A 24,452-nucleotide genomic window follows, 5' to 3' on the forward strand; every position below is an offset into this window, starting at 1 on the left:
CATATTCAGAGACAACTTGTCGTTTGAATGCCTCACTGTATTCTTGGACAGGGGACGATGTTTTTTTTAGATTCATAAGGGTGACTAATTTTATGGTTTTTTAGTCAACCTTTTTCAGGACGAGACATATAATAAAAAAAACCGCCAAAAAATTGACGGTTTTCAAATATTTATATCTGGATATAATTATTTCTTAAGCTCTTCTAAAAATTCGTCGTGAGAAATTTTAGTTTCTTTTTTGCTAGCTTTTTCAAGAATTACATCTTTCAATTTAGCCATTGCTACTTCAGAAGAAATTTGTCTTACCTGCTCCTGGTCTTTCAACATTTCAACAGCATATTTTTGGATTTCTTCATCCCCTAAGTGGTGGATTCCGTAGATTGCCAATTGGTTTTTCACTAACTGCTCAGCCTGAGCTAATACATCAGCATAGTCAAGGTTGATTTCGTTCTCAGTCATCAATTTACCTTCGATGATCTGATATTTCAATTGGTTTTTCTCAGCTTCAAGAATTTCTTTAGCCTGTTCTTCAGACTGGATATTCTGGTTAGAGAATAATAACCACTTCACAAGGAAAGATTCAGGTAGTTTTACTTCTTCTTTCTCTGTTACTTGCTCTAATACTTTATTCACGAAGTGAACATCAGCATTCTGTTGGAAATACTCGTCTAATTCAGTTTTCACTTTATCTTTAAGCTCATCTTCAGACTTAATGTTTCCTTCTCCGTATACTTTGTCGAATAGATCCTGATTAAGTTCAGCTAAGTTTAATGAATAGAAATCTTTTACTTTAACTTCTACTTCATTGTGGTGTAGGTGCTCAACTTCTTCTTTGCTGAATCCTAATTCTTTAGCTAATTCTTCGTCACCTGCAAGAGTTTCTTTCGTTACTTTTACAGAACCTTCCATTTTCAAACCTTTTACCAATTTGAAAGCTTCTTTGTTTTCAGCAGTAATAGTAAGGTTTTTTGGATGGTGGTGGTGCTCTCCTTCAGCATCTTCTTCCACAACCTGAGAAACTTCTAAAGCAATGTAAGAATCTTTAGTGATTTTATCTTGAGGAACCTGCTCAGCGAAACGCTTCTGCATGTTTTCAATGCTCTTACTGATTTCTTTATCAGAAGCTTCTACTTTGTAATGAGGAGCTTCATATTTAGCTAAATCTATAGTGAATTCAGGCTCATATCCTACTTCGAAAGCAACTTCTATTTGATCAGCGTTGTAATTTAATTCGTTTACTGGCTGAGGAACAGGCTGACCAACTAATCTTAATTTGTTTTCATTAACATAGTTGTTTAAAGCATCAGAAACTTGTCTGTTGATTTCTTCAAATGCAATACCTGCTTCATATTGTTTTTTAACCATACTCAAAGGCACTTTCCCTTTTCTGAATCCAGGAACTTGCGCATTTTTAGCATAATTAATCAACTGCTTCTCTACTTTTTCTTTGTAGTCAGATTTTTCCAATGTTACTGTAAGCAATGCACTTACGTCATCATGGTTTTGTGCGGTAACCTTCATTATTGATTAAAATTTTAGGTTGCAAAAATAGGAATTTTTTATGAAAAAAGCCCATTTAAAATCAACTAATAAAGCCAAATATTGTTAAATAAAAAACCACCGGAGAATTCCGGTGGCCCAAACAAGATTAAAGGTATATTAATTAACAATATTATAGTTAGCCTGTGCATCAGTTTCTCCTCCTGTATGAGTTCCGTAAATCACTCCGTTTCCGCTTACGGCAGAAGCTTCAGAAACCGTTACCGGCTCATGGAATAATGTAAGAACCAACTGGCTAGGTGCAGAAGCATTTTTTACCGCAGTATTGACTACCCATTTTGTTTTCAACCCAACACGATTTCCATCATCTCTGGTTGATTTTTCGTCATCTGTACGGGTTAAGGTAATATCTGAGTTAGGAAAATTATATACAAGGAAATGTTCATCCTTTGCGTCTTTAATTTCCTGAGTAGCATCTTCATCTCCGTTTTTGAAAATAACTTCTACATTATAAGTATGTCCGTTGATCAGTTTAACATTAGGATTAGTAGTACTGTTCACCTGATAATCATAAACAATAGGATTATTAGGGTCAGCCTGATCTGTTACTCTTAAAAGGACATCTGACAATTCTTCCTGAGGAAGGTCATCTGCTTCATCATCGCTTCTGTTACACGATGTTAAGCTTAAAGAAACAGCTAAGAATAAAAGTCCTAAGATAAGTGTTGTATTTTTAAAAATATTTTTCATGTTTTTGATTTTAAATAATTAAAATTGATATTTAAGAGTTAAAATGAAGTTTCTTCCCATTTCGTTGGAAAAGAAACGAAGTCTGTTCAGATAATCTCTGTAAGACGTATTGAATACATTTCGAACTGAGAAATCAATTCCGAAATTTTTAGACAGATTTACCCCTGTCTGAAGGTTCCAAAGGGAATATCCGTTTGGAGGTGTAGAAATATCCACTTCTTCATTGTAAGGATTTCCGTCTGAATCAAATAATCTGATCGGAACGTTATAAACAGGAAATCTCGTCTGTTTCAGATATGTATTGTTACTTACGGTGAAATAGAAGTTCTTCCATTCTTTTTTATTGAATTCCAATGAATTGTTAAAGTTCGGAGGCATCATAAGAATAAGCGGTACATCATGAGTCTGATCCTGCCCATAAACGTAAGATCCGCTTCCTTTGTAAGTCAGATTATCTGTGATCTTAAGCTGAGCATCAATATCCAATCCATACATTTTTGCATTGATCTGTTGATAGTTGTATACCACAAAAGCTCCGCCCCACTGAGTATTCTGATATCCTGTAGGAATCTGGTTGATAAAATTCTGAGTATAAAAGAAATATGGGTTAACAGAAATATTCAGTCCTTTTAAGACATTTGCTTTTACATCTGCCACCAAGTTAAACTGATTTCCGGTTTCACTTTTCATTCTCATATCTCCTCTTTCAATAATAGCTGCAGAATGGTGAAGTCCGTCTGCAAAAAGTTCTGCGATATTCGGAGATCTTGAAACCCTGGCGTAATTGAATTTCAGGTTAAAATATTCGGATGGATGATAAACAATTCCCCCGTTTACTGAAATATTATTATAACTTAAAGACGGCTTGGTAAGAATTCTGTTTTGGTTGATTCTTACTACAAAATCTGAATAATCTGCTGCATACTTTTTATTCCAGTCACTCAGATCATACCATTTTGTTACTTCGTAGTGATCATAATCGTATCTGCCTCCCAGTTCAAGATCCAGCTCCGGTGCAATTTTATATTTCAATACGGAATAAATTCCTGCATAGTATCTGTCATAGTTCGGAACAAGACGTCTCGCCTCGGTCTGAGTATTGGAATAATTGTTTTGGTATCCAGCATTAATTCCTGTTTCAAGATTCCAATTTCCTCTTTCTATCAGGTGGTTCACATTCAGATCATTGGTGATCAGTTCAAGATCCAATGCCGGTTTTTTGCTCAAAGCTTCTGTACGTCTGATATCATATTCTTTTCTATGATTGTATTGAAAGCTGTAAGTGGCGGTTATTTTTCCAAAATTTTCGAACCTTTTATACGCTGAAACCTTAGCAATATGATGCTCGATTTCCTGTTTAGGATTGTCAATATCATAGCTAAAATCTCTTTGATAGATTGGCGCTAGTGATGTAAGAGCATTACGCAGATCTTCGGAATTCCCAACGTGAGAACTTCTAAGAATCCCGACTGTGCTTTTAGTCAGATAATAATCAAAAGAAAAACCTTTTTCAAATGTCATTTTCTGTACACCAAAATTAAATCCTGAGCTCTCAAGACCAGTATTCATCAAGCCATAATCCGGAGCTTCAAGATCTCCCAGTTTTTTATAGCTTCCATTGGTTTTTATACCCCAGCCATTTTCCCAGGTTTTTGCAAGTTTTACATTAAGATCAGCCCCTCTTCCGTTTGAAATTCCGGAAAGAGAAACACTTCCCATAATGGTATCTTTTTTAGGTAAAACCTGAGGCTGTAAAACAACAACTCCTCCTACAGCTCCTGCTCCATATTTCAAGGCTGATGCCCCTTTTATCACGTCGATATGTTCAAAATTGTTGACATCCACATTGGGGGCATGCTCTACTCCCCATTCCTGTTCGGCAAGCTTTACCCCATCATTCATAATGGAAACCCTGCTTCCATAAAGCCCATGGATAATAGGTTTAGCAATATTATTTCCTGTTTTAAGAACGTTAACACCGGAAATATTAGTTAATAAATTCCCTAAGTTTTCGGTAACATTTCTTGAAAGCGTTGATTTATCAAGTGTTTTAACCACCATGCTTCCATTGTTTTTATGACTACCATGAATAGTCACGGTTTCAATATCTTTAATGTGGTGTTCCAGTGTAATCACCAGCTGAACATCCTTATCAACTCCTATATTTTCAGTATAATCATTGCAATCAGGATGCTGTGCAATGAGTGTATACTTTCCTGCAGGAATTTTATCAAAAGAAAATTGACCTTTCTTATTGGTTTTGGCTGTAAAGTTCCCGATTTTAATCACTGCATTTTCCAGCAATGTTTTATCATGGAAATCCTGAACGGTTCCCTCTACAGTATAATTTTTTTGTGCACTTGTAAATACTGATCCGCAAAAGACCAGCAGCAGGCAATATATCAATTTCATTGTAAATAGATTGATTGCGTACCCTTTTCAACAGGGTACATTTTTCGTTAAAATTTGTGGGAAGGGTTAGTTTTGATGGTACAATGTATTCTTGATAAGAAGTTAAGAAACCGGAAAATAGTAATTGAACATTATTAAATATCAATTACAGATTATCAGGTGTTTTTCCCAACATCTTGAAACCTTAAACTTTAAACATTGAATTTAAAGCAGTAAACATTGAACTTTAAACCCTATAGAATCTATGAATTATGTAAGTGCGGGCGGTCCCCGAAGCTGGAAGGTGAATTTGGTCTGTGACCAGATTTTCTCCTGGATGGCGATGATTTGTTTTACTTCATGGCTGTAATGCTCAAAAGTAAAATTGAATTCTTCAGGAGCTAATGTATGTCCGGTAACCAAAAAGTGGCAGGCCAGACAGTCGCCAGCTTTCTCTTTAGTAACGGCTTTCGTTATCGTATTCTCTGCTTTTTTAAGATGAAAAGCCTTAAAATAGTCTACAGAATCATGATGGTGAAAGCTTTGAGAAAGCAGCGCGAGAAAATACACTCCAAACAACAGCTTGGAGATAAAACTCTTTAGGTTTCTGCTTTCTTTAAAAATCATGGTTCAAAATTATGAAAATAATTTAATTGTTTCCTTAAACTTTTATTAAATTACTTAATGATTGTTGACAATAGGTAGAAACAAGTACAATTTTGTTACAAAAAAAATGCTTCATCTTACTAATTTGATGAAGCATTTCTATTGTAGTTTAATCCAGTTGGGTTCCAAGATATTCCCACTCCTGTAAAGCGGTATCCAGCTCCTCCTTAGCTTTGTTGTATTCTTCTAAGGTTTCATCTGAAGGATTTTCTTTGGCAAAAGATGCTTCCATCTGCTCTACTTTTGTTTCAAGCTCAGAAATTTTCTCTTCCACTTTCTTGATTTTATTCTGAATATTTTTCTGTTCTTTACTTACAATATTGGAAGACTGGCTGCTGCTTACAACAGGCTTCTCCTCTACTTTCTTAGGTTCCACCTTTACTTCCGTATGAAGTTTGGCTTTTTCTGCAGAAATCTCTCTGATGGTTTCTTTCTGTCTGTACTCAAGGTATTCGTTGATATCACCTAGGAATTCTTTCATTTTCCCGTCACGGAATTCGTAAATCTTATCACAAAGTCCCTGAAGGAATTCCCTGTCGTGAGAGATGACAATTAAAGTTCCTTCAAAATTCTGCAGTGCCAGCTTGATAATTTCCTTAGACTGGATATCAAGGTGGTTGGTAGGTTCGTCCATGATCAGAGTGTTGAAAGGACGAAGCAACAGTTTACAAAGTGCCAGACGGTTTCTCTCTCCTCCGGAAAGTACTTTTGTTTTTTTAGTAACGGCATCTCCCTGGAAAAGGAAAGATCCTAATAAGTCTCTTACTCTTGGTCTTGTTTCTTCTGTTGCTGCATCTTCAGCTTCTTCCAGAACCGTTTTATTAGGTGTTAAAACCTCTTCCTGATTCTGAGCGAAATATCCAATGTTAACATTATGTCCAAGATTCCAGGTTCCGGAATAATCTTTAATATCTCCGGCTAAAATTTTAGCCAATGTCGTTTTTCCTTGTCCGTTCTGTCCCAAAAGGGCAATTCTGTCTCCTCTCTGAACGATAAAGTCTACATCATCAAAAATCTGCTTCTGCCCATAAGCTTTTCCAAGATTGATGGCTTCGAAGATCACTTTCCCCGGAACCATAGACTGTACGAAACGGATATTGAATTTCGAAACGTCCTCGTTATCCACTTCGATACGTTCGATTTTATCTAATTTTTTAATAAGGGACTGCGCGAAAGATGCTTTGGTAGCACTTGCACGGAACTTATTAATGTTATCCTCCATTTGTTTGATCTCCGCATCCTGATTCTTTTTAGCCTGAATCAGTTTCTCACGGCGATCTTCTCTCATGACAAGATATTTCGAGTAATTCGCTTTATAATCATCAACTTTTTTATTGTTGATATCAAAAGTACGGTTGCACACCGCTGTCATAAACTGTTTATCGTGGCTTACCAGAACAATAGCTCCCGGATAATCTTTCAGGAAGTTCTCCAGCCAGATGATAGATTCCATATCCAGGTGGTTGGTAGGCTCATCGAGAAGCATAATGTCGTTCTTCTGAAGAAGTAATTTTGCCAATTCGATTCTCATTCTCCATCCTCCGGAAAATTCATCGGTAATTTTCTGGAAGTCATCTGCTTTAAATCCTAAACCGAATAACACTTTTTCCATGTCGCCTTCAAGATTGTAGGCATCATGATTCATCAAAAGGTCGTTCAGCTCGGTCATTTTATTAATCAGATCCGTGTAGGAATCACTTTCGTAATCTGTTCTTACTGTCATCTGGTGATTCACCTCTTCCAGTTCGTTTTTCCAGGCATTGATCTGTTCAAAAGCCTGCATGGTTTCTGCCCAGACCGTTCTTCCTTTTACGAAATCAAGATCCTGTTTAAGGAAACCAATGGTAACACTTCCTTCAGTGACAACTTCTCCCTCGTAGAAATTAATTTCTCCGGAAAGCATTTTCAACAAAGTGGATTTTCCTGCTCCATTTTTACCAACGAGACCTACTTTATCATCCTTTTTAATGGTGAAATTGACATTTTGAAATAAATAATTTCCTGAATGGTGTAATCCTAAACTTTGAACCGAAAGCATCTTAATTAATAATTAGTAATGAATAATGAATTTTCGGGTGCAAAAATACGGAAAAAGAAATGAATAGCCGAGAAATAAAAAAAGTGGTCAGGATTCAGCAGTTTTTCCTTTATATGTAATACATTAAACCGAAAAAAGGAGACACCCTCAGATGTCCCCTAACCTAAATTTAAAACTGAGAAGTTTTTCCATTAATTCTTCCATTCATTTAATATCGTAGCTGCCGGTGCTTTTATAATAGAACGAACCCAGATATCATTATTGGGAACGTTTGTTCCATATAGGAAATCTGCAACAAAGCTGTCCTCCGGAAGATGAAGTTCTACGGAAAGCCTTTTTGTACGGCTTGTTTCATCAACGGAGGTACGACTTGATACATTTAATCCATTATTAATCAACTCAATATTAATTTCACGCTGAGTTCTGTACCGGAAACTATCACTATACAATCCGAAGTTTGAAGAAATATGGGTATAATCCACAAATCTTTCGAAATCATATATCGGTTTTTTGTTTGTAGAAAGATCCTTTACATATTCTTTCATTTTGATATAAAACCGATTGAGAAAAGCATGCTTATTATAATCTGTTCCAAAATACGCTTCATTCTCAGTACTAAATACTGATAATATGGTATTGGTTTCGTCCATCATGAGTTTTCCATATACTTTTGACAGGTCATTATATACTTTATCCCGGCAAACATAGGCCTGTGAAAGGCCATCCACCGTTTCCACTTTATATTCCGAGAGTAAAGCATCCCATATTTTATTTCCATCAGCATTGGTTTTTGCATTTCTGATATCTGAAACGTAGTCATGCAGATCATCAACATTAATGAAATCTGTAGAAATATAAACAGATTGTGGACCTTCCAGATATCCTCCTCCAATATCAGCATGATCTCCAGGAACAAATATTTCTTTCCAAACTGAAGACTGATTTTCCAATTTCTGATCCTGCATTGTTTTCGAATTCTCAAACAAACCTGTCAATGGAAAGAAAAACCTGCCCTCATTAACCGCACAGAAATGCATAGCATTCTCTACCTGTGCAGAGATCTTCATGTTATAATTATTAAAAGGCTTAGACTCAACCGTATCAAAAAGCCCCAAAAATTTTATTCTGCAATTTCCTGCCGCATAAAAAGTCAGAAGCTGATTACAGAAAGTTCTTGCTAGCATCCCTCCTCTCCCGAATCCATAGATATAGAAATGGTATTCCTTTGTCTCATCATGGATTATTTTCTGCACAAAATCTCCGGCTTTCTGAAGTTTATCATCAGACGAATATCCGCTTCCATAGGGTGGATTTGCACAGGTTGCCATGGCAAAATTATTATCTTCACTGCCTGTCGCGGTACCAATTCCTTCAATATATATTTTTTCATCTCCAACGAATAAACTGTATAATTTATAGATATTGCTGAAAGTACCATAATAGCTTTCATTATTATTCAGCGGTTTATCCGGTGAAAGAATATTTGCTCCATTATTTCCTGTACCGTCAAAGAAAATCCCGACGGAAATCACTCTGTTACCATTCATGTTTCTACTTTAATTTTTACTAAAGATCCTGTTTGTGTTTTTTTTCAACTACCATCCCTGAAAGAGACATTCCAAAATAACAGAAGAAAAATAAGGTTCGCTAGAGTGAAAAGTACCAAATAAAAAAATCCGTATTTCTACGGAATCAATTTAGATTTTTTCAAGGGAGTAAATATTGTTGACAATGGCATAGATTACTATACCCACAGTATTCTTGGCTCCGATTTTCTCCAGGATACGTTGTCTGTGACTTTCTACAGTTCTGGGGCTGATAAAGAGTTTTTCTCCGATTTCATTGTTGGTCAATTCCTGACAGATCAGTTTTACCACATCTTTTTCTCTTTCGGATAATTCATCTTCTGTTTCAAAAAGAGATTTTTTTTTGGCAGAGCTGTTCATATAAGTAAACAGCATCTGATGATCTTCGGCCGTAAAAAAGACACCATTTTTATCTACCATTGTGATGGCTTCAATAAAGGTTTTTTTATTCGAGTTTTTGGGAAGAAATGCTGATACTCCCAGCTTAACCATATATCCGAGAATAGAGGTTTTATAATGGGATGACAGGATAATAATTTTAAGATCCGGATATTTTTCTTTCAGGATTTCTACCAGTTCAAAACCATTCATAGGTTTCATCTGAACATCTACGAGAGCAATATCAGGAAATTCATCTTTTGAAAGTTTTCCGAGGTCTTCTATAAAATCGGGGCCATTATCTGCGGTAAGGCAAACCGATATATTTTTTTCATTGGACAGCAACATTTTTACCCCTTCAAGGATGAGCTGTTCATCATCAATCAGTGCTAGTTTGATTTGGGAACTCATGATATTTTGGAATTTTTATAATTAAACGACTTCCTTTATTTGAAAATGTTTTTTTCCATTTGTGTGTGGCGTTCATTGATTTGATACGGGATTCAATATTTTTGATTCCCATCCCTTTTTTCACTTCTTCATATTCAAATCCCTGTCCGTTATCAGAAATTACAACGGCCATATTTTCAGGATAATCTTTAATGTAAATCCAAATATCCGTTGCATCGGAATGCTTGATCACATTGGTGGTAAACTCCTGAATAATCCTGTACAGCTGTACTTCCACGAAAAGATCTTTCTTTTCATATCCAGACATTACCTGCAGGGAAATATTGATTTTATGGGAAAGGTTGGCTATTAATTCTTCAACATATAAAACCAGACCCACAGATTCCAGGTTTACAGGATATAATGAATGGGAAATACTTCTGGCAGCATCAATCAGGGAAGACATCTGACCGTAGATATTTTTTTTGATGAGCTCATCACCCTGAGTATCGAGGTTATTCAACCACAAAGAAAGAATATTGAGGCGGTTTCCGATATCATCATGAATCATCACAGCAATTCTTTTCCTTTCTTCTTCCTGGGCCTTGATGTTTTCCAGAACTAATTTTTTCTGATGAAGAACTTCCGCTTCATGCTGTACATTTTTTTCCTTAATAATTCTGGTAATAAAAGCTCTGTAAGCTAGCAGAATAAAGGATACGATAACTGTTATGGTAACAATTATCAGGATCAGCAGATTGATATTTAGTGTTACTTCTTTAATCTGAAAAAAGTATATAAAAATGAACAGTACAAAATACTCGAAAGAATATTATTGGCACTGAGAATAGTATAATAATCGTTTTCGGACAGATTGGCGATCTGGTGCTGAATGATAAAAATAAACACTGAGACAGAGTAATAGAAAAATATACTGGCATCTACCAAAAGAAAGCGGTTCTGTGTAGAGGTATTCTTAATCTCCCGAATCAGAGTAAATCCGGAAAGACAGATGATGATAATATTGGAAACCACTTTCGCTATATCAGCATTGGCAGGATAATCAAATCCGTATTTCGAGATCATAAAACCTGTTGCCAATACACCTACAATCCACAAAACATATCTTGGCCAGTCCAGCTTTCTGATAAATAAACCTGTAAGCAGGAAAAACTCTCCCGCAATGTATAAGGGATAAAGGAATGAGGTATCATTCAGTCTGAAGATATAAGGCAGCGCCAGATTCAGCAATTCAATAAAAAAAAGAAAAGCAATACAATGAAAATATTGCTTTTCTTTATGATTTAATATGCGGTATTTTGCTGCTCCCAGTAGTATAACGGACAGGAGCAGTGCATAATTCAGGAATAAAATTGCCTTATAAAGTTCAGCCATTCCTCAATAGATCGTTTTAAAATTCACTTCCTACATCTACATCAGGGATACGGCAAATAGGAGGACATGGTTTTGCCCAGTCGTAAGTATTGGAAATTGATTCTGCTCCCAATTCTGCATTTCTAAGGTTTTCACGGAAAGAGATAAAGATAAGCGTTACCAACATTTTTCCGTAAATATCATTGTATCTGATCCCAAAAGAACAGGTAATACCTGCCAATCCTTCATCTGAAAGACAAAGGTCTGCTGTAGGAACATAGAATTTTCTGAAAATTCCACTTCCCTGATTTTCTCTGGTCTCTTTATAAAACCAATCCATACCTTGATTTCTCCAACGTTCAATAGCATCTACAGCTTTGTCCTGTTCAAGAATGGGTGTATTGGAAACAGGCAATCCCATATTGGCATTTTTTTCCATGCTTTCAAGATCTTTGGATAGAACGGCGTTTCTAATAAGTGTATACTCCTGAATTTCCTGCAATCTCAGATCTTTTTCAAGTTCGGTAAGGAAACTATATGGATATTCTTTTACATCTATTTTTACCCCATCATTGTTCATAGGATAAAAGATAAGAATCAATCGGTCTCTGTAAATTCCTACTGCAGCACAGAAGTCTTTATAATCCTTAAACCCCTTCATCCATTCAAGGTGTTCTCTGGAAATATTAAAAACATAGTTGGTAGGGATAAGCTTTTGAATTTTGGAAAAGTCAGAAAGACATGCTTTCCACTGGTTTGACGCTGCTCTACATTCTTCTACAGGCAGCATATAGTCTACAATGTTTAATGTTGACATAAGCATAGTTTTTAGTCGTATAAAAATATACAAACTAAATATGCTATGCAAGAGGATTTTAATTAATAATTTTTCACAGTAATATGATAACAGCTCTGCTGCTTCTCTTTGATGTAATATATTCTACCAGCCTTCTCGTAATGCTTTAAAACTTTCTCCAGAGCTATTTCCATTTTCGGATTGTATTTTAAAACGTTGTTGAATCTTATGTAAGAAATATCAAAAGAGTTGCCATAGTTGTGAGAACTAATTCCTAGTGAGGCGTTAGAATTCACTCTTCTCAGCCTGCACTGGTCTTCAAGGGTTCTGGTAATGGATGAAACCGTAAATGTACCGCCTTTTGTATCCTTACTGAACTTTGACCCTATTTTTTCCAGAGTAGTTTTTGCCTTGGATACCATATAAGCCCTGCTGTAATCAAGTCTCTGAACCTGATACCCTTTGCCGGATTTTTTTATTTTGTGGAATTTTCCGTTGTTGATATATTTCTGTACGGTTTTGGAATCTTTCAATAACTGCACTCCAAAACCCTTTGAAGCATCAAGATGAGATTTATAAAGCGGTGTAGGTTCTACCTTTAATACAGTGGCAAGATCATAGCAGGGAAAAGCTTTTTTGGCTGCCTGCGAATAATGTAAACTATAAATAAAAGGTACAAAGACCACACAAAAAAACTTTCTCATTCACCTTCCTTTTAAATTACAAATGAAAGATAAAACATTTATGTTAGATCTTTCAAGACTGATGATAATACTCTCTCAATAAATCCCAAACAAACATTACACCAAATTACAGATTTTGCAATTTTTGTTCCCTCTTTTTTGAAATATTTTTTCAGTTTTAACTTTTTACTTTAAGATTTAAATTTTACATTTGAGATACATAAACAATAAACAACATGATAAAAAAACTTTTCGCTGAATTTTTCGGCACATTTTGGCTTGTTTTCGGAGGGTGTGGAAGCGCTGTTTTCGCAGCGGGTGTTCCAGACATCGGCATCGGACTTTTAGGCGTTGCTTTAGCCTTCGGTCTTACTGTTCTTACCATGGCTTACGCTGTAGGGCATATCTCAGGAGGGCATTTTAATCCGGCAGTTTCTTTCGGGCTTTTAGCAGGAGGAAGATTTCCTGCTAAAGACCTTATTCCTTACATTGTAGCCCAGTGTTTGGGAGCGATTGTAGCAGCAGGATGTCTGTACACAATCCTTAACGGTGCCGGAGCGGTAGAATTCTCAAAACCCGGAGATTTTGCCACGAACTTTTACGGTGAAGCCGTTTACAATGGAAAAGCTTTCAGTATGGGAGCAGCATTTCTTGCTGAGTTTCTATTAACCGCATTTTTCCTAATTGTAATCATGGGAGCTACAGATAAGTGGGCTAACGGTAAGTTTGCCGGTCTTGCCATCGGTCTTGCGCTTACGTTGATCCACCTGATCTCTATCCCGATTACCAATACCTCTGTAAACCCTGCGAGGTCCCTTTCTCAGGCAGTCTTTATGGGAGGGATTGCCATGTCACAGCTTTGGCTGTTCTGGGTAGCCCCTATTTTGGGAGGAGTTGTAGGCGGATTGATCTACAAGTTCTTACTTCAGAGAGATACTGCTGAAATTGCAGATTAATTTTAAAATAATATTTAATGATAAAATCCTGTCAGGCGGCAGGATTTTTTTATTTCTGATTTGAATAAATTGTTTTGAAATTCTTGTAAACGTAAAGTTTTTTATAAGAGAAACTTTTTATCTAAAAGGGGACAAAGTGGTTACAAATACGTTGCTTATGAAGCTAATTGTAATGTTGGCTTAATAAGCATCAATTTCATTGATTTCACCTTTGCTTCCATAAAACTTAAAAATAGAGATTAAACTTTTCGTTAAACCCAACATTTTTTTATTTCAGCTTTTTGATTTCAAAAGGATTTTTAAAGATGAGCTCTTCATGTTTCCCTTTAATTTCCATTTTGCGCTGAAGAAGATTAAGCGCCATTTTCCTGATGAAAAGATCTTTGTCATTCAGTTTCCAGTAAGAATCTTCATGAAGCTTTTTAGGCTGGCGGATCAGATAGAATTCAGTTTCCCAGGTATCAGCATTATGATAGAATTCGATGATTCCACAATGTTCAGGGATAAGAGCTGCGTCTACCATTCCCATCGGGAGCAAAAAACTAAAGGAATTGCATATATAATCTCCACAGGAAATTTTATCATGTTTCAGAAATTTTTCCCCGGTATCTTTGTTGATATATGATTTTTTAAAATCATTTTTAAAATCACTCTTTGAAAGTTTGATCTCAATTTCATGACTTCCACCTTCCGAATCTATGATTAATATGTCCGCTTCCCAATCTGCCTGAAAATAATTCGTCAGTACAATTTCTTTTTCAAAATCGCAATGGGAATGGATGTAGGCATGTATGAGTTCTTCTATTTTGATCATTTTTTATGATGGTAAAAATTTTTAATAAAACGCAATGCCCGCAAAGTTTTTAATAGCCAAGTGTTTAAAGGCTCGCAAGGGCGTTTCACTCAGCAAAAGTCGCAAATTATTTTATGATACAAAAATTGACAAGCGAAGCGAATTGACCATTCACAATTGTTCTCTTATGTCCAAAATCATCAACTCACCAGCAGGCTGCATCCTCTGATATCTGAATGATCTATTCTTCCTAAGACCTGAAATTTATCACCCATTATTTTCCCTAAATCCTGTGTTGCAATAAATGAGCAGGAATGCGTATTGGCAAGATCAATGATATTAATAGCTCCTGTACGGCCTTCTTTTTCGTAAGCCAAAGGATCTTCTGCATTCCGAACCATGATTCTCATCCAGCTCGGACATTCGTATTCATTATTTCCAAGGGAATAAGCCTGTGAAAGTAACTCTGTCATGGAATATTCTGAATATATTCTGTCCGTTTTAAGTCCTTCCTGCAAGATTTTCAACAATTCATCCTTGGTCATTTCTTCTTTTCGCCCTTTCATACCGCCGGTTTCAATTACGATTAAATTTTCAGAGAAGTTCAGGGATTCATCGCTTTGCTCGGAATGACAGTAATCAAGAAAGTCTAATAGGGCAAAAGAAACCCCAAAAAGAATAACTTTTTTGCCCTGCAGTGTATTTAATAATTCAAAAAGCTCAGCATGATTATAAAGAAAATATCCATTTTCCGGTTTTGCAGACTTCTTCATCAGATAGTCTACCATATAGATCAGTGATGAGTTTTGTCTCTCAAGATAGCTTGGAAGTAGCCCAAGAAAAATAAAATCTTCCGGTTTTCCGATAAATTGTTCAAAACTTTTATAAATGCTTTCTTCATAAAGCTCCGGATCTGCAATAAAATGTTTGGAAAGGTTCATCTGGGTGGTTCCCGAACTTTGAAAGTAAAGATCCGTATCCACATTTTTATCCAGAATCTGATGGTTTTTAAACATTTCAATAGGAAGAAACGGAATTTTCACCAGGCTATCTACCTCATCGGGATTCACCTTCAGAAAATCAACGAATTTCCGGTATATTTCAACATTTTCATATTGATAACGAAATGTTTTCAATGATGCACTTAGAAAATCCTGTTCTGTCTTTATGTTGAATATATTTTTCAATTCCATAATTTTTAAATTCCTTAATCCCTTACTACAAGGCAATTACAGAGATAAAATATTGTTATTTAATAATTTTTTACTATATAAAACCTATTTTGGTAGACTTATTGCAATGTATTACTTGGAATATGGATTAAAAACAAGAGTGGGTTTTTCCACCCGTTCGAAAGTTACCTCTTTTTAGGGGTAATTTTTTTGCTTTATTTTTCAAAAGTCTTGAGTTCAAAATCCTTTTCAAAAACTCCGTAAGTGAAATAGGATATCCAGTCTCCAAGGTTGATATATTTTGCGTTTTGTTGCAGATCCAGTACCATTGGCAGGTGTCTGTGACCATAGATGAAATAATCAATCTTCTGAGTTTTCAGCTTTTCTTTGGAATAAATAATCAGAAACTCTTTATCTTCTCCCAAAAAAGCTTTGTCTTCTTCTCCGGAGATCATTTTATTTTTTTGTGAAAGGTATAATGCAATTTTCATCGCGATATCAGGGTGAAGCCATTTGAAAAACCATTGAGCCGCCGGATTGGTGAATAGTTTCTTCATTCTTTTATATCCTTTGTCACCAGGTCCCAAACCATCTCCATGAGCCAGCAGAAACTGCTTTCCTCCCATTTCAAAATATTGTTTCTGATAGAATACGGTACATCCGATTTCTTCTTCCAGATAATCTTTCATCCAGAGATCATGATTTCCTACAAAGAAATAAATATGAATTCCTCTGTCTTTCAATTCTGCAATTTTTCCAAGCACACGAACGTATCCTTTAGGAATAACATGCTTCCATTCATGCCAGAAATCAAAAAGATCTCCCATTAAAAACAAAACCTGAGCATCCTCTTTGATCTCATCCATCCAGCGTATAAACCTCTCCTCGCGCACCTTGCTTTCCTTGGGTGTAGGAGCACCAAAATGCTGATCCGAAGCGAAGTATACTTTTTTCCCAGGTTCTAAATTAATTGTTGTTTTTAACACTTTCTGAGTTTTGTGAAAAATTATTGATTATCTTCTGCAAACCATTCTCCATAAGAGTTTTCTGTCTCATGAAGTTTAAGATAAGCTAAAGAAATTCCTTCGGGAAGTCTTGATTTGATTTTAGCAGCAATAGCATACAACATGTTTTCACAAGTCGGCTGGAAGCTGCAATAGATTACTTTATGGCCTTTCTGCTCAAGGTCATCTCCCAGTTCTTTGTGTGGAGACAGTGCATTGACAAGAACCGCATGGTCCCATACATCTACGATCTCAGATTTTACGATACTTTTGATATCTCCGAAATCTACCACCATTCCATTTTTAGGATTTTCAATATCATTAATCGGCTTTCCTTTCACTGTTACAAACAGTTTATAGGAATGTCCATGCATATTTTTACACTTCCCATCGTAGTTGTAAAGCACGTGAGCCGTCTCGAATGTAAAAATTTTTGTAATACGTATCATAATACAAAGATAGGATAAAACAGCTTAATACAGAAAAGACTGTTTCTATTACAGCGATTTTAAAATATTCTTTTTAATCAATTTTGAAAGTCAGATTATGATCCTTGGTTCCATCTACATTAGCAGCATTGTAAGGTACAGAAAGCCAGTTTTTTTTATTCATAACAAATTTAAACTGGTAAGTTTTCCCACTTTCGAAATGAGATTTTGGGAGTGTTAATTCAAAAGTATTGTTCCTTTTCAGATTCATATAATACACCTGATCATCAGGATTCCAGTTGTTAAAAGAACCTGTCACAGAAATGCTTTTGATGTACTCTACACTTTTCCCTTCTGGAAATTGATAAGAAAAAATGATATTATCCTTTTCAGTCCGGTAGCCATAATTTTCTTTTTTAAGATTGGGATGAACAATAGGTTCAGACTTTGTATATTCTTCTGCCACCATATATGGGTTCAGCATTCGTTTATCCATCATGCCGGCAATCTGATTGATCATAGGATAAAAAACAGGAAATTCTTTATATCCGTTGTACATCACTATAATAGCTATATTCTGATCCGGAAAAATTCTGTAAGCACTCACATTTCCTCCTGAGAAATCATAGGATTTTATAGCATTAAAGATGTCCGTATCCCAACCATGAGTAAAGGTGATCTCTTTATTTTTGTATTCAAACGGTTTCCACATCAACGCTTGTGTGGCAGGTTTCAGAAAATCATTTTTACTCAAATGAATGCTCCATTGTAAAAATGCAGGCAATGCAATCGCTAAGCCATTCGCTGAATGCGCTCTTCTCCCTTCTACAAATGTGGATTTTTCGTATTGATGTGTCTTTTTGTTGTAGTTATATTTTACAATTCTATTAGGGATTTTTTCAACAGAATTCGATGAAAACACTACCTTATTTTTGGAGTCTGAAAACTGATTCTTCAGGATATAATCTTCAAATTTCTCTCCTGTTATTTTTTCAATGATCATCGTAATCAGCATGTAGTTGGCCTGATTATATCTGTAATCACTTCCGGTTTCAAATTCCATTTTTTCTTTTGATAAGCGGTTAATAACTTCAGCGTTGGTAGCATCTGTTGCAATATCATTGAAATTAATCCAGTCCGGAAGTCCTGAAGAGTGGGAAAGAAGATTTTTCACCTTAACATTTTGCCATTCTGCCGGTATATTGTCAATATATTTTGAAATTTTATCTTCCACAGAAAGTTTTCCTTGCTCCACAAGCTGAAAAAGCCCAACATTTGACATCAGTTTTGTACTAGAATACACCCTGAACATGGAATTCTGATCTACTTTTTTATCGCTTTCCAAATTTTCTGTTCCATAATATTTCTGGAAAGTCACTTTATTATTCGTTACAATTCCTACGGCCATTCCCGGTATCTCATTGATTTGAATAACTTTCTTTATATAGCTGTCTATCGCTTTCGATTGTTCTGCAGTCTGACCATAAGCTGTAACGAAAAAGCCTGAAAATAATATTGTTAAAATAGATGATTTCATGGAGATGTTTGTTTGATGTTTCCTTATTAAAAACAACTGCGGGCCTTTTTGTATTACATTTAGGAAAAAAATTATTTGTTATTTTCTGGTTTTAATTGATCGGTTTGAAAGCCTAATTCACTCAAATAATTAAGTCCGTTTTTTATTATTATTAAATTAGTTCCTGACCATCCATCCTTTAATCCAAGAACAATAAGCTCTTTAATATATTTAGGCTCATTAAGATTAACCACCTCTTCAGTGTTTTTTATTTTATTAAATAACTTTACCCCTGACTTTAAAGGTTGTCCCATCACATAATCATTGACAGTCATAAATTTGATGATTAAAGGGGTTTGTTTTTGTCCGTTTAAAAAAACTTTTACAGTCAAAGTATTAGTTTTAGATTCGAAATAATATTGATCTGCAACTAAATACAAGTATTCTACAGCATTGACAGTTATTTTTCTTAACTTATTTTTCATTACCCTTTTTTATCAAGCTATTCTAGCTATTATTTTATCTTTTTTTCAAATCTATTAATGACTTTATACTCTTTGTCTTTGATAACAATTTCATAATTCCCGTTATCCAGGATTAAAAAACGACTGTCATTGGACGTTTTGAGCTCAATAATATCAGCAGGAATTCCCTGTTTTTCAAACTCTCCTTTTCTGTATGCTAAAACCAAGGCCGGATATATCGAAACTTTAGAGGCTGGAATTTTATAAAACTTTCTGTTTTTGTTCAACATCCAATTGGGTCTGCCTTCAACATATTTTGTAACGGGATGAATGATTTTAATATCAGTATACAACTCTTTGTCTTCCCCATTATATATTCCATGATTCTGATCTTTTAAAACAACAGGGACAGTATTTTTCACAAGTCTTAAAAGAGGGTCATTAAATTTCAGGCTACTTTTTTCTGAAAACTGAGTCTGATCAATCGTAAAAGGATTGATCTCCGTAAGGTCTGAAAGTCGTCCTGCCATTGTTTTCTCCCAGGATTTATGAATACCTTCATAAGCATGCTGATAACCGCAGTAGATGAGATATTTGCCATCTTTATTTTTCTGCATAAAATCGAAGATATTTTTTGCTTCTCCAATTTCTCTTTCTTTGTTATTTCCTTCTGCTTCGTAGGGAAAAAGTTTAAATCCAATTTTCAAAGCATTGTAGATAAAATTTCCAAATTCCGGTTCTTTGGAATAATATCCGCTACTGAGAGCAGCAAATTTTGTAATATTTAAAGAATCACTCGCCAATGTTTCGAGGCCCAAATATCTGTAGCCTTTGTCATACAACCCTTGGAGTAAGGAAGAGGCAAATGCTCTGTGACTGGCATTATGATGAGCTTCATTAATGATGATAATCTGTTCACTGGCAGCTCTGTCTAAGATATAATCTTTTGCATTGACGGGGATTAATTTTGTGAATCTCAGACTATCTGCAGTACTCAACTTTTTTACACGTCCAAAAGTCTCATCCCAACTTTCCAATGCCGGTTTATATTGTCCGCTTATTGAGTAGTATGTTGCTGCCATCTGGCTTCTCCAGGATTGACTTTGGGTAGAGTCTGCTACCTTTTTTTTGATATCATCTGTAAACCAGTAAGGATTTTCCTGACCATAGCCTATTATGCTTAACAAGAGTAAAGCCAGTGAATAAGAGAATTTCATGTGTATTTAGTTTTTGATTTAGGGTTATATAGCTAAAAAAACTTCTCCAACCAGTCGTTTTCCAGACGTTTTATTTTTTTGGTTTCAGGATCGAACAGAATCCAAAGCGTACTTGAGTCTACCACAAGTTCTTCATTGCAATAGAACTCAACTTTTCTTGGCTGTTTGGCTCCTTCAGGAGTCAGAGGATAAGTTCTTACCGTAATGATATCACCCAGATAAACCTGTTTTTTATATCGGATATGATGATCCAGAAGCATCCAGGCATCGTTTACATATTCTGTTTGCTGTTTCAGAAGATCCCAGTGTTCCGCTGCTACTTCCTCCACCCAGTGCACATATTGTACGTTATTCACATGATTATTCTGATCAATATGATCTTCTGTTACCTTTATTTGTTTTTCGTACATTAAATTCATTCTGCTTAAAGTTTACTCAAATGTATCATTTTAAAATAAAATTTCTTCATTCAACCCAACACTTTTATACATAAAAAAACGGGATCATAATTTCTGATCCCGGTATAATATTTAGTATATTGAATTTCTTATTTAGACTTTCCAGCAGTTTTTGCAGGCGTTGCTGTAGCTCCTAATTTGGTTTTTACCAGAGCTGTGATATCTTCACTTCCATCTGTGTAAACTAAATTATTAGATTCATGGAATGATGTATCGAAGATAAAATTCAATCCTCTTTCTTTAGCAACAGCAGAAATAACGCTCTTTACCTTTTGTTGTAAAGGAGTGTACAATTCACTTTGCTTAGCTGAAATATCTTTAGCAGCCTGTGCTCTTGAATCTTCTATTTTTTTACCTAAAGTCTGCAACTCTGTTTGTGCTGCCATCAGTTCTTTAGTCACAGCTTCTTTGTTGGCTTCACTAAGAGTCTTTTCTTTAGCCTGTGCTGCTTTCAATTTAGTCTGATAATCACCGATCATTTTTTCAATTTCAGCCTGCTTAGACTTAGTCAGATTATCAATAGTAGTTCCTATAGTGGTTACTTCAGATAAACTTGCAAAAATATCCTCTGTGTTTACACTTCCAACCTTCTGTTGAGCATTTGCAGCATTTGCAGTAAGCGTTAATCCTAATGTAATAAAAAGTACTTTAATTAAATTCATTTTTAATAATATTTTTTCCAGCCCCAAATATAATTCAAATTTCAATTACTTATCATGTCGCATTTATTTCTTTATTATTTTGAAATATACATATTGTAAAAACAGTTTCAAAGCCCTTTAAACAAAAGAAAAACCTTCCCACAAACGAGAAGGTTTAACATCAAAAAAATATGGAAAAACGACTAATGGAATTGTGCCGTTTCTGTAGAATCTTTCATCGCTACAGTAGCTGAAGAGCCGTTGGTCACAATATTCTGTACTTCATCAAAATATCCTGTTCCTACAAAAGACTGATGTTTCACTGCTCTGAATCCTTTGTGCTGTAATGCAAACTCACGCTCCTGAAGTTCTGAGTATCCTGCCATTCCTCTTTCTTTATAAGCTAATGCCAATTCAAACATAGCGGTGTTCAAGGCATGGAATCCTGCAAGGGTAATAAACTGAAATTTGTATCCCATTTTAGCCAACTCTTCACGGAAAGTAGACATTTCTTCCACACTCAGTTTTGCTGCCCAATTGAATGAAGGTGAACAGTTATAAGCCAGCATTTTTCCCGGGAATTTCGCATGAATTCCTTCTGCAAACCTTTTGGCTTGTTCCAGGTCGGGATTTGAAGTTTCCATCCAGATAAGATCTGCATAGGGAGCATAAGACAGTCCTCTGTCGATGCCTTGTTCTACTCCATTTCGTACCACGTAAAATCCTTCGGAAGTTCTTTCTCCTGTAACGAATTTCTTATCTCTGTCATCAATATCGGAGGTCAGTAAATCTGCTGCATCCGCATCTGTTCTTGCTATAATGAGACTCGGAACTCCAAGTACATCAGCAGCCAGACGTGCCGCAATCAGTTTATTGACTGCTTCCTGTGTAGGCACCAATACTTTTCCTCCTAAGTGTCCACATTTTTTGGCCGAAGAAAGCTGATCTTCAAAATGTACACCAGCTGCTCCTGCTTCAATCATCTGTTTCATCAGCTCAAAAGCATTCAGATTGCCTCCAAAACCAGCTTCGGCGTCGGCAATGATAGGCACAAGATATTCTTTATTTCCTGTTCCGCTTACCGACTGCACCTGATCTGCTCTCAATAAAGCATTATTAATTTTCTTTACCACTGAAGGTACTGAATTGGCTGGATACAATGACTGATCAGGATACATTTCCCCAGATAGATTGGCGTCTGCAGCCACCTGCCATCCTGAAAGGTATATTGCTTCCAGACCTGCATCTACTTCCTGCACTGCCTGATTACCCGTTAATGCACCAAGCCCTGCCACATAATCCTGAGTATTCAATTTATCCCAGAATTTTTTGGACATTTCTGTCGCAATAGTGTAGTCAATAGTATAAGAACCGCGAAGTTTAAGAACTTCTTCTGCCGTATAAGGTCTTTTTATACCGTGCCAACGTGGATTTGTCAGCCAATCTTGCTCTATAGCCTGGATTTGTTCTTGTCTTGTTTTCATAATATTTGGATTTTGTTTGATTAGATTTAAGGGTTCGAGATACGGGATTCGGGGTACAAGGTTTCGAGATATGATTCTCAAATTTCGGACACTCCTACGCTCTCACTCTCAAACTATATAAAAGGATATGCTTTAAGGGTTAGAAATTCTTCAAACTTTTCACAGAAAATCAATTCATTGAAAAGTTCTTTGGCAAGGTTGAATTTTCCGTTTTGGAAACGGATTTCTCCTACATACTTTTCAATATTGTCCATTTCCTCTTTTTCCCACTGTAATACCATACTTCGGGTTAATGTTCTATCGTCACTCAGGACCGCTTCGTTTTTCAGCCATTGCCAGATTTGTGTTCTTGAAATCTCAGCAGTAGCTGCATCTTCCATGAGATTATAAATGGCGGCTGCGCCAGTTCCCATCAGCCAGCTTTCCAGATAAAGAATTCCTACATTGATATTTTTTCGGATTCCTTTTTCGGTAATATCACCTTTAGGAATTTCCAGCAACTGGCTTTCTGTTATATGGTATTCGAATTTTTTATCGATCTGATTTTTGGAAGGCATATACTGGTCAAAAACTTCTTTTGCTACAGGTACCAAGGCCGGATGTGCAACCCAAGTTCCGTCATGACCATTTTTCACTTCTCTTTCTTTATCATTTTTTACTTTTTCAAAAGCAATACGATTAGCTTCATCATCGTCTTTTACAGGGATCTGGGCTGCCATTCCACCGATTGCATGGACATTTCGTTTATGACAGATTTCGATCACTCTTTTTGAATAGGCACTCATAAAAGGAGAGGTCATAGTCACCTGATCTCTGTCCGGAACTATAAATTCAGGAAGATTTCTGAATTTTTTAATGTAAGAGAAAATATAATCCCATCTTCCGCAATTCAATCCTGCGCTATGTTCTTTTAATTCAAATAAAATTTCATCAATCTGAAATGAAGCAGTAATGGTTTCTATTAAAACAGTAGCTTTAATAGTTCCCTCCGGAATTCCGAGATAGTTTTGGGCGAAAATAAAAACTTCATTCCACCATCGGGCTTCTTTATAGTGTTCTAATTTTGGAAGGTAAAAATAAGGGCCACTTCCGTTTTCCAAAAGTTGTTTTGCGTTTCTGAAAAAATAAATTCCAAAATCAGTCAGCGATCCGGATGCTTTTTCTCCGTTGATTTCAATATTTTTCTCCGGAAGATGAAGCCCTCTTGGACGAACCTGTAAAACAGCCGTTTTTTCATTAAGGGTGTAAGCTTTTCCTTTTTCGTTGACAAAATCAATAGTCCGGTTAATGGCATCAGAAAGATTAATCTGTCCCTGAATACAGTTTTCCCACACTGGCGAGCTGCTGTCTTCAAAGTCGGCCATAAATGTAGAAGCACCGGAATTCAGGGCATTGATAATCATCTTGCGGTCAACGGGGCCGGTAATTTCTACTCTTCTATCCAGCATATCGTCAGGAAGCGGAGCACATACCCAATTTCCATTCCGGATGTCTGCTGTTTCTTTTAAGAACTCAGGAAGATTTCCTTTATCAAAATTTTGCTGAGTAATTTTTCTTTCTTCTAAAAGTTCAAGTCTTTTATCATTAAAGTGCTGATGAAGCGAAATCAGAAAATCTGCCAAATCAGGAGTAAATATTTCCTCAAACTGCTTCTGTGACTTTATTTCTAATTGAGTTTTTGTTTCCATAACTTATTGATTTTGTGATTTGATGTTACAAACATAAATAAAAATTTTCACAATTAGCGAACGTTCGCTAAATTTATTA

General features: G+C 35.8%; 23 protein-coding genes. 1 reads left to right on the forward strand and 22 read right to left on the reverse strand.

Annotation, left to right across the window (positions count from 1 at the left end):
• Nucleotides 1-186: 186 nt before the first annotated feature.
• The 11 genes from A1704_RS21875 to A1704_RS21925 all read right to left on the reverse strand — a co-directional run bounded on the left by A1704_RS21875 (nt 187) and on the right by A1704_RS21925 (nt 12,573).
• Nucleotides 187-1,521, reverse strand: a complete 1,335-nt coding sequence (locus A1704_RS21875) for a trigger factor (RefSeq protein ID WP_062676128.1) — start codon at nt 1,519-1,521, stop codon at nt 187-189.
• Nucleotides 1,522-1,659: 138 nt separating this feature from the next.
• A complete protein-coding gene (locus A1704_RS21880; RefSeq protein WP_062676129.1) occupies nt 1,660-2,250 on the reverse strand; it encodes a hypothetical protein in 591 nt (196 codons plus the stop codon).
• Between the two features lie 18 nt (nt 2,251-2,268).
• The gene (locus tag A1704_RS21885; protein WP_062676130.1) at nt 2,269-4,662 is read right to left on the reverse strand and encodes a TonB-dependent receptor; all 2,394 of its coding nucleotides are present in this window, start codon (nt 4,660-4,662) and stop codon (nt 2,269-2,271) included.
• 249 nt (nt 4,663-4,911) lie between these two features.
• The gene (locus A1704_RS21890) at nt 4,912-5,268 is read right to left on the reverse strand and encodes a hypothetical protein (protein WP_062676131.1); all 357 of its coding nucleotides are present in this window, start codon (nt 5,266-5,268) and stop codon (nt 4,912-4,914) included.
• A gap of 148 nt (nt 5,269-5,416) precedes the next feature.
• Complete coding sequence (locus tag A1704_RS21895; protein WP_062676132.1) at nt 5,417-7,345, reverse strand: ABC-F family ATP-binding cassette domain-containing protein; 1,929 nt, start codon at nt 7,343-7,345, stop codon at nt 5,417-5,419.
• 191 nt (nt 7,346-7,536) lie between these two features.
• On the reverse strand, nt 7,537-8,892 hold the full coding sequence (locus tag A1704_RS21900; RefSeq protein ID WP_062676133.1) for a T6SS phospholipase effector Tle1-like catalytic domain-containing protein: 1,356 nt from the start codon (nt 8,890-8,892) through the stop codon (nt 7,537-7,539).
• Nucleotides 8,893-9,042: 150 nt separating this feature from the next.
• On the reverse strand, nt 9,043-9,720 hold the full coding sequence (locus A1704_RS21905; protein ID WP_062676134.1) for a response regulator transcription factor: 678 nt from the start codon (nt 9,718-9,720) through the stop codon (nt 9,043-9,045).
• Nucleotides 9,689-10,270 (reverse strand): sensor histidine kinase, encoded by a 582-nt coding sequence (locus A1704_RS21910; protein WP_228436768.1) that lies wholly within the window; start codon nt 10,268-10,270, stop codon nt 9,689-9,691. The genes A1704_RS21905 and A1704_RS21910 overlap by 32 nt, the downstream gene beginning before the upstream one ends.
• A 200-nt stretch (nt 10,271-10,470) precedes the next feature.
• Nucleotides 10,471-11,094, reverse strand: coding sequence for a hypothetical protein (locus A1704_RS21915; protein ID WP_062676136.1), 624 nt, complete (start codon nt 11,092-11,094; stop codon nt 10,471-10,473).
• 16 nt (nt 11,095-11,110) lie between these two features.
• Entirely contained in the window at nt 11,111-11,890 is a 780-nt protein-coding gene (locus A1704_RS21920; RefSeq protein ID WP_228411949.1) for a hypothetical protein, read from the reverse strand.
• A 62-nt stretch (nt 11,891-11,952) separates the two neighbouring features.
• The gene (locus A1704_RS21925; RefSeq protein WP_062676138.1) at nt 11,953-12,573 is read right to left on the reverse strand and encodes a DUF5715 family protein; all 621 of its coding nucleotides are present in this window, start codon (nt 12,571-12,573) and stop codon (nt 11,953-11,955) included.
• A 218-nt stretch (nt 12,574-12,791) separates the two neighbouring features.
• On the opposite strand from A1704_RS21925, the gene aqpZ reads away from it, so the two are divergent.
• Complete coding sequence (gene aqpZ, locus A1704_RS21930; RefSeq protein ID WP_034696881.1) at nt 12,792-13,508, forward strand: aquaporin Z; 717 nt, start codon at nt 12,792-12,794, stop codon at nt 13,506-13,508.
• Nucleotides 13,509-13,776: 268 nt separating this feature from the next.
• On the opposite strand, the gene A1704_RS21935 is transcribed toward aqpZ, so the two are convergent.
• The 11 genes from A1704_RS21935 to aceB all read right to left on the reverse strand — a co-directional run bounded on the left by A1704_RS21935 (nt 13,777) and on the right by aceB (nt 24,373).
• Nucleotides 13,777-14,322 carry a hypothetical protein gene (locus tag A1704_RS21935; protein ID WP_062676139.1) on the reverse strand — a complete coding sequence of 182 codons (546 nt, stop codon included), beginning with the start codon at nt 14,320-14,322 and terminating at the stop codon, nt 13,777-13,779.
• 179 nt (nt 14,323-14,501) lie between these two features.
• Complete coding sequence (locus A1704_RS21940; RefSeq protein ID WP_174525213.1) at nt 14,502-15,494, reverse strand: LuxE/PaaK family acyltransferase; 993 nt, start codon at nt 15,492-15,494, stop codon at nt 14,502-14,504.
• Between the two features lie 194 nt (nt 15,495-15,688).
• Nucleotides 15,689-16,459, reverse strand: coding sequence for a UDP-2,3-diacylglucosamine diphosphatase (locus tag A1704_RS21945; protein WP_062676140.1), 771 nt, complete (start codon nt 16,457-16,459; stop codon nt 15,689-15,691).
• Nucleotides 16,460-16,479: 20 nt separating this feature from the next.
• A complete protein-coding gene (locus A1704_RS21950) occupies nt 16,480-16,926 on the reverse strand; it encodes a 6-pyruvoyl trahydropterin synthase family protein (protein ID WP_047097353.1) in 447 nt (148 codons plus the stop codon).
• A 73-nt stretch (nt 16,927-16,999) separates the two neighbouring features.
• On the reverse strand, nt 17,000-18,442 hold the full coding sequence (locus A1704_RS21955) for a serine hydrolase (protein WP_062676141.1): 1,443 nt from the start codon (nt 18,440-18,442) through the stop codon (nt 17,000-17,002).
• A 71-nt stretch (nt 18,443-18,513) separates the two neighbouring features.
• Complete coding sequence (locus tag A1704_RS21960) at nt 18,514-18,906, reverse strand: hypothetical protein (RefSeq protein WP_062676142.1); 393 nt, start codon at nt 18,904-18,906, stop codon at nt 18,514-18,516.
• Nucleotides 18,907-18,935: 29 nt separating this feature from the next.
• Nucleotides 18,936-20,102 carry a hypothetical protein gene (locus A1704_RS21965; protein WP_062676143.1) on the reverse strand — a complete coding sequence of 389 codons (1,167 nt, stop codon included), beginning with the start codon at nt 20,100-20,102 and terminating at the stop codon, nt 18,936-18,938.
• Nucleotides 20,103-20,134: 32 nt separating this feature from the next.
• Complete coding sequence (locus tag A1704_RS21970; RefSeq protein WP_062676144.1) at nt 20,135-20,521, reverse strand: acyl-CoA thioesterase; 387 nt, start codon at nt 20,519-20,521, stop codon at nt 20,135-20,137.
• Between the two features lie 128 nt (nt 20,522-20,649).
• A complete protein-coding gene (locus tag A1704_RS21975) occupies nt 20,650-21,222 on the reverse strand; it encodes an OmpH family outer membrane protein (protein WP_062676145.1) in 573 nt (190 codons plus the stop codon).
• Nucleotides 21,223-21,404: 182 nt separating this feature from the next.
• Complete coding sequence (gene aceA / locus A1704_RS21980; RefSeq protein WP_062676146.1) at nt 21,405-22,685, reverse strand: isocitrate lyase; 1,281 nt, start codon at nt 22,683-22,685, stop codon at nt 21,405-21,407.
• Nucleotides 22,686-22,798: 113 nt separating this feature from the next.
• On the reverse strand, nt 22,799-24,373 hold the full coding sequence (gene aceB, locus A1704_RS21985; RefSeq protein WP_062676147.1) for a malate synthase A: 1,575 nt from the start codon (nt 24,371-24,373) through the stop codon (nt 22,799-22,801).
• Nucleotides 24,374-24,452: the final 79 nt, after the last annotated feature.

It is taken from the genome of Chryseobacterium cucumeris, assembly GCF_001593385.1.
GTDB classification, from domain to species: domain Bacteria; phylum Bacteroidota; class Bacteroidia; order Flavobacteriales; family Weeksellaceae; genus Chryseobacterium; species Chryseobacterium cucumeris.

Bases quoted from the DNA above. Each gene is read 5' to 3' on its own strand.
- A1704_RS21905 (WP_062676134.1), bottom strand. From the start codon at position 9,720: ATGAGTTCCCAAATCAAACTAGCACTGATTGATGATGAACAGCTCATC.
- A1704_RS21955 (WP_062676141.1), bottom strand. From the start codon at position 18,442: ATGAAATCATCTATTTTAACAATATTATTTTCAGGCTTTTTCGTTACA.
- A1704_RS21940 (WP_174525213.1), bottom strand. From the start codon at position 15,494: ATGGAATTGAAAAATATATTCAACATAAAGACAGAACAGGATTTTCTA.
- A1704_RS21915 (WP_062676136.1), bottom strand. From the start codon at position 11,094: ATGGCTGAACTTTATAAGGCAATTTTATTCCTGAATTATGCACTGCTC.
- A1704_RS21935 (WP_062676139.1), bottom strand. From the start codon at position 14,322: ATGATCAAAATAGAAGAACTCATACATGCCTACATCCATTCCCATTGC.
- A1704_RS21900 (WP_062676133.1), bottom strand. From the start codon at position 8,892: ATGAATGGTAACAGAGTGATTTCCGTCGGGATTTTCTTTGACGGTACA.
- A1704_RS21910 (WP_228436768.1), bottom strand. From the start codon at position 10,270: ATGATTCATGATGATATCGGAAACCGCCTCAATATTCTTTCTTTGTGG.
- aceB (WP_062676147.1), bottom strand. From the start codon at position 24,373: ATGGAAACAAAAACTCAATTAGAAATAAAGTCACAGAAGCAGTTTGAG.
- A1704_RS21950 (WP_047097353.1), bottom strand. From the start codon at position 16,926: ATGATACGTATTACAAAAATTTTTACATTCGAGACGGCTCACGTGCTT.
- A1704_RS21890 (WP_062676131.1), bottom strand. From the start codon at position 5,268: ATGATTTTTAAAGAAAGCAGAAACCTAAAGAGTTTTATCTCCAAGCTG.
- A1704_RS21975 (WP_062676145.1), bottom strand. From the start codon at position 21,222: ATGAATTTAATTAAAGTACTTTTTATTACATTAGGATTAACGCTTACT.
- aceA (WP_062676146.1), bottom strand. From the start codon at position 22,685: ATGAAAACAAGACAAGAACAAATCCAGGCTATAGAGCAAGATTGGCTG.
- A1704_RS21970 (WP_062676144.1), bottom strand. From the start codon at position 20,521: ATGAATTTAATGTACGAAAAACAAATAAAGGTAACAGAAGATCATATT.
- A1704_RS21925 (WP_062676138.1), bottom strand. From the start codon at position 12,573: ATGAGAAAGTTTTTTTGTGTGGTCTTTGTACCTTTTATTTATAGTTTA.
- A1704_RS21920 (WP_228411949.1), bottom strand. From the start codon at position 11,890: ATGTCAACATTAAACATTGTAGACTATATGCTGCCTGTAGAAGAATGT.
- A1704_RS21885 (WP_062676130.1), bottom strand. From the start codon at position 4,662: ATGAAATTGATATATTGCCTGCTGCTGGTCTTTTGCGGATCAGTATTT.
- A1704_RS21965 (WP_062676143.1), bottom strand. From the start codon at position 20,102: ATGAAATTCTCTTATTCACTGGCTTTACTCTTGTTAAGCATAATAGGC.
- A1704_RS21960 (WP_062676142.1), bottom strand. From the start codon at position 18,906: ATGAAAAATAAGTTAAGAAAAATAACTGTCAATGCTGTAGAATACTTG.
- A1704_RS21895 (WP_062676132.1), bottom strand. From the start codon at position 7,345: ATGCTTTCGGTTCAAAGTTTAGGATTACACCATTCAGGAAATTATTTA.
- A1704_RS21880 (WP_062676129.1), bottom strand. From the start codon at position 2,250: ATGAAAAATATTTTTAAAAATACAACACTTATCTTAGGACTTTTATTC.
- A1704_RS21875 (WP_062676128.1), bottom strand. From the start codon at position 1,521: ATGAAGGTTACCGCACAAAACCATGATGACGTAAGTGCATTGCTTACA.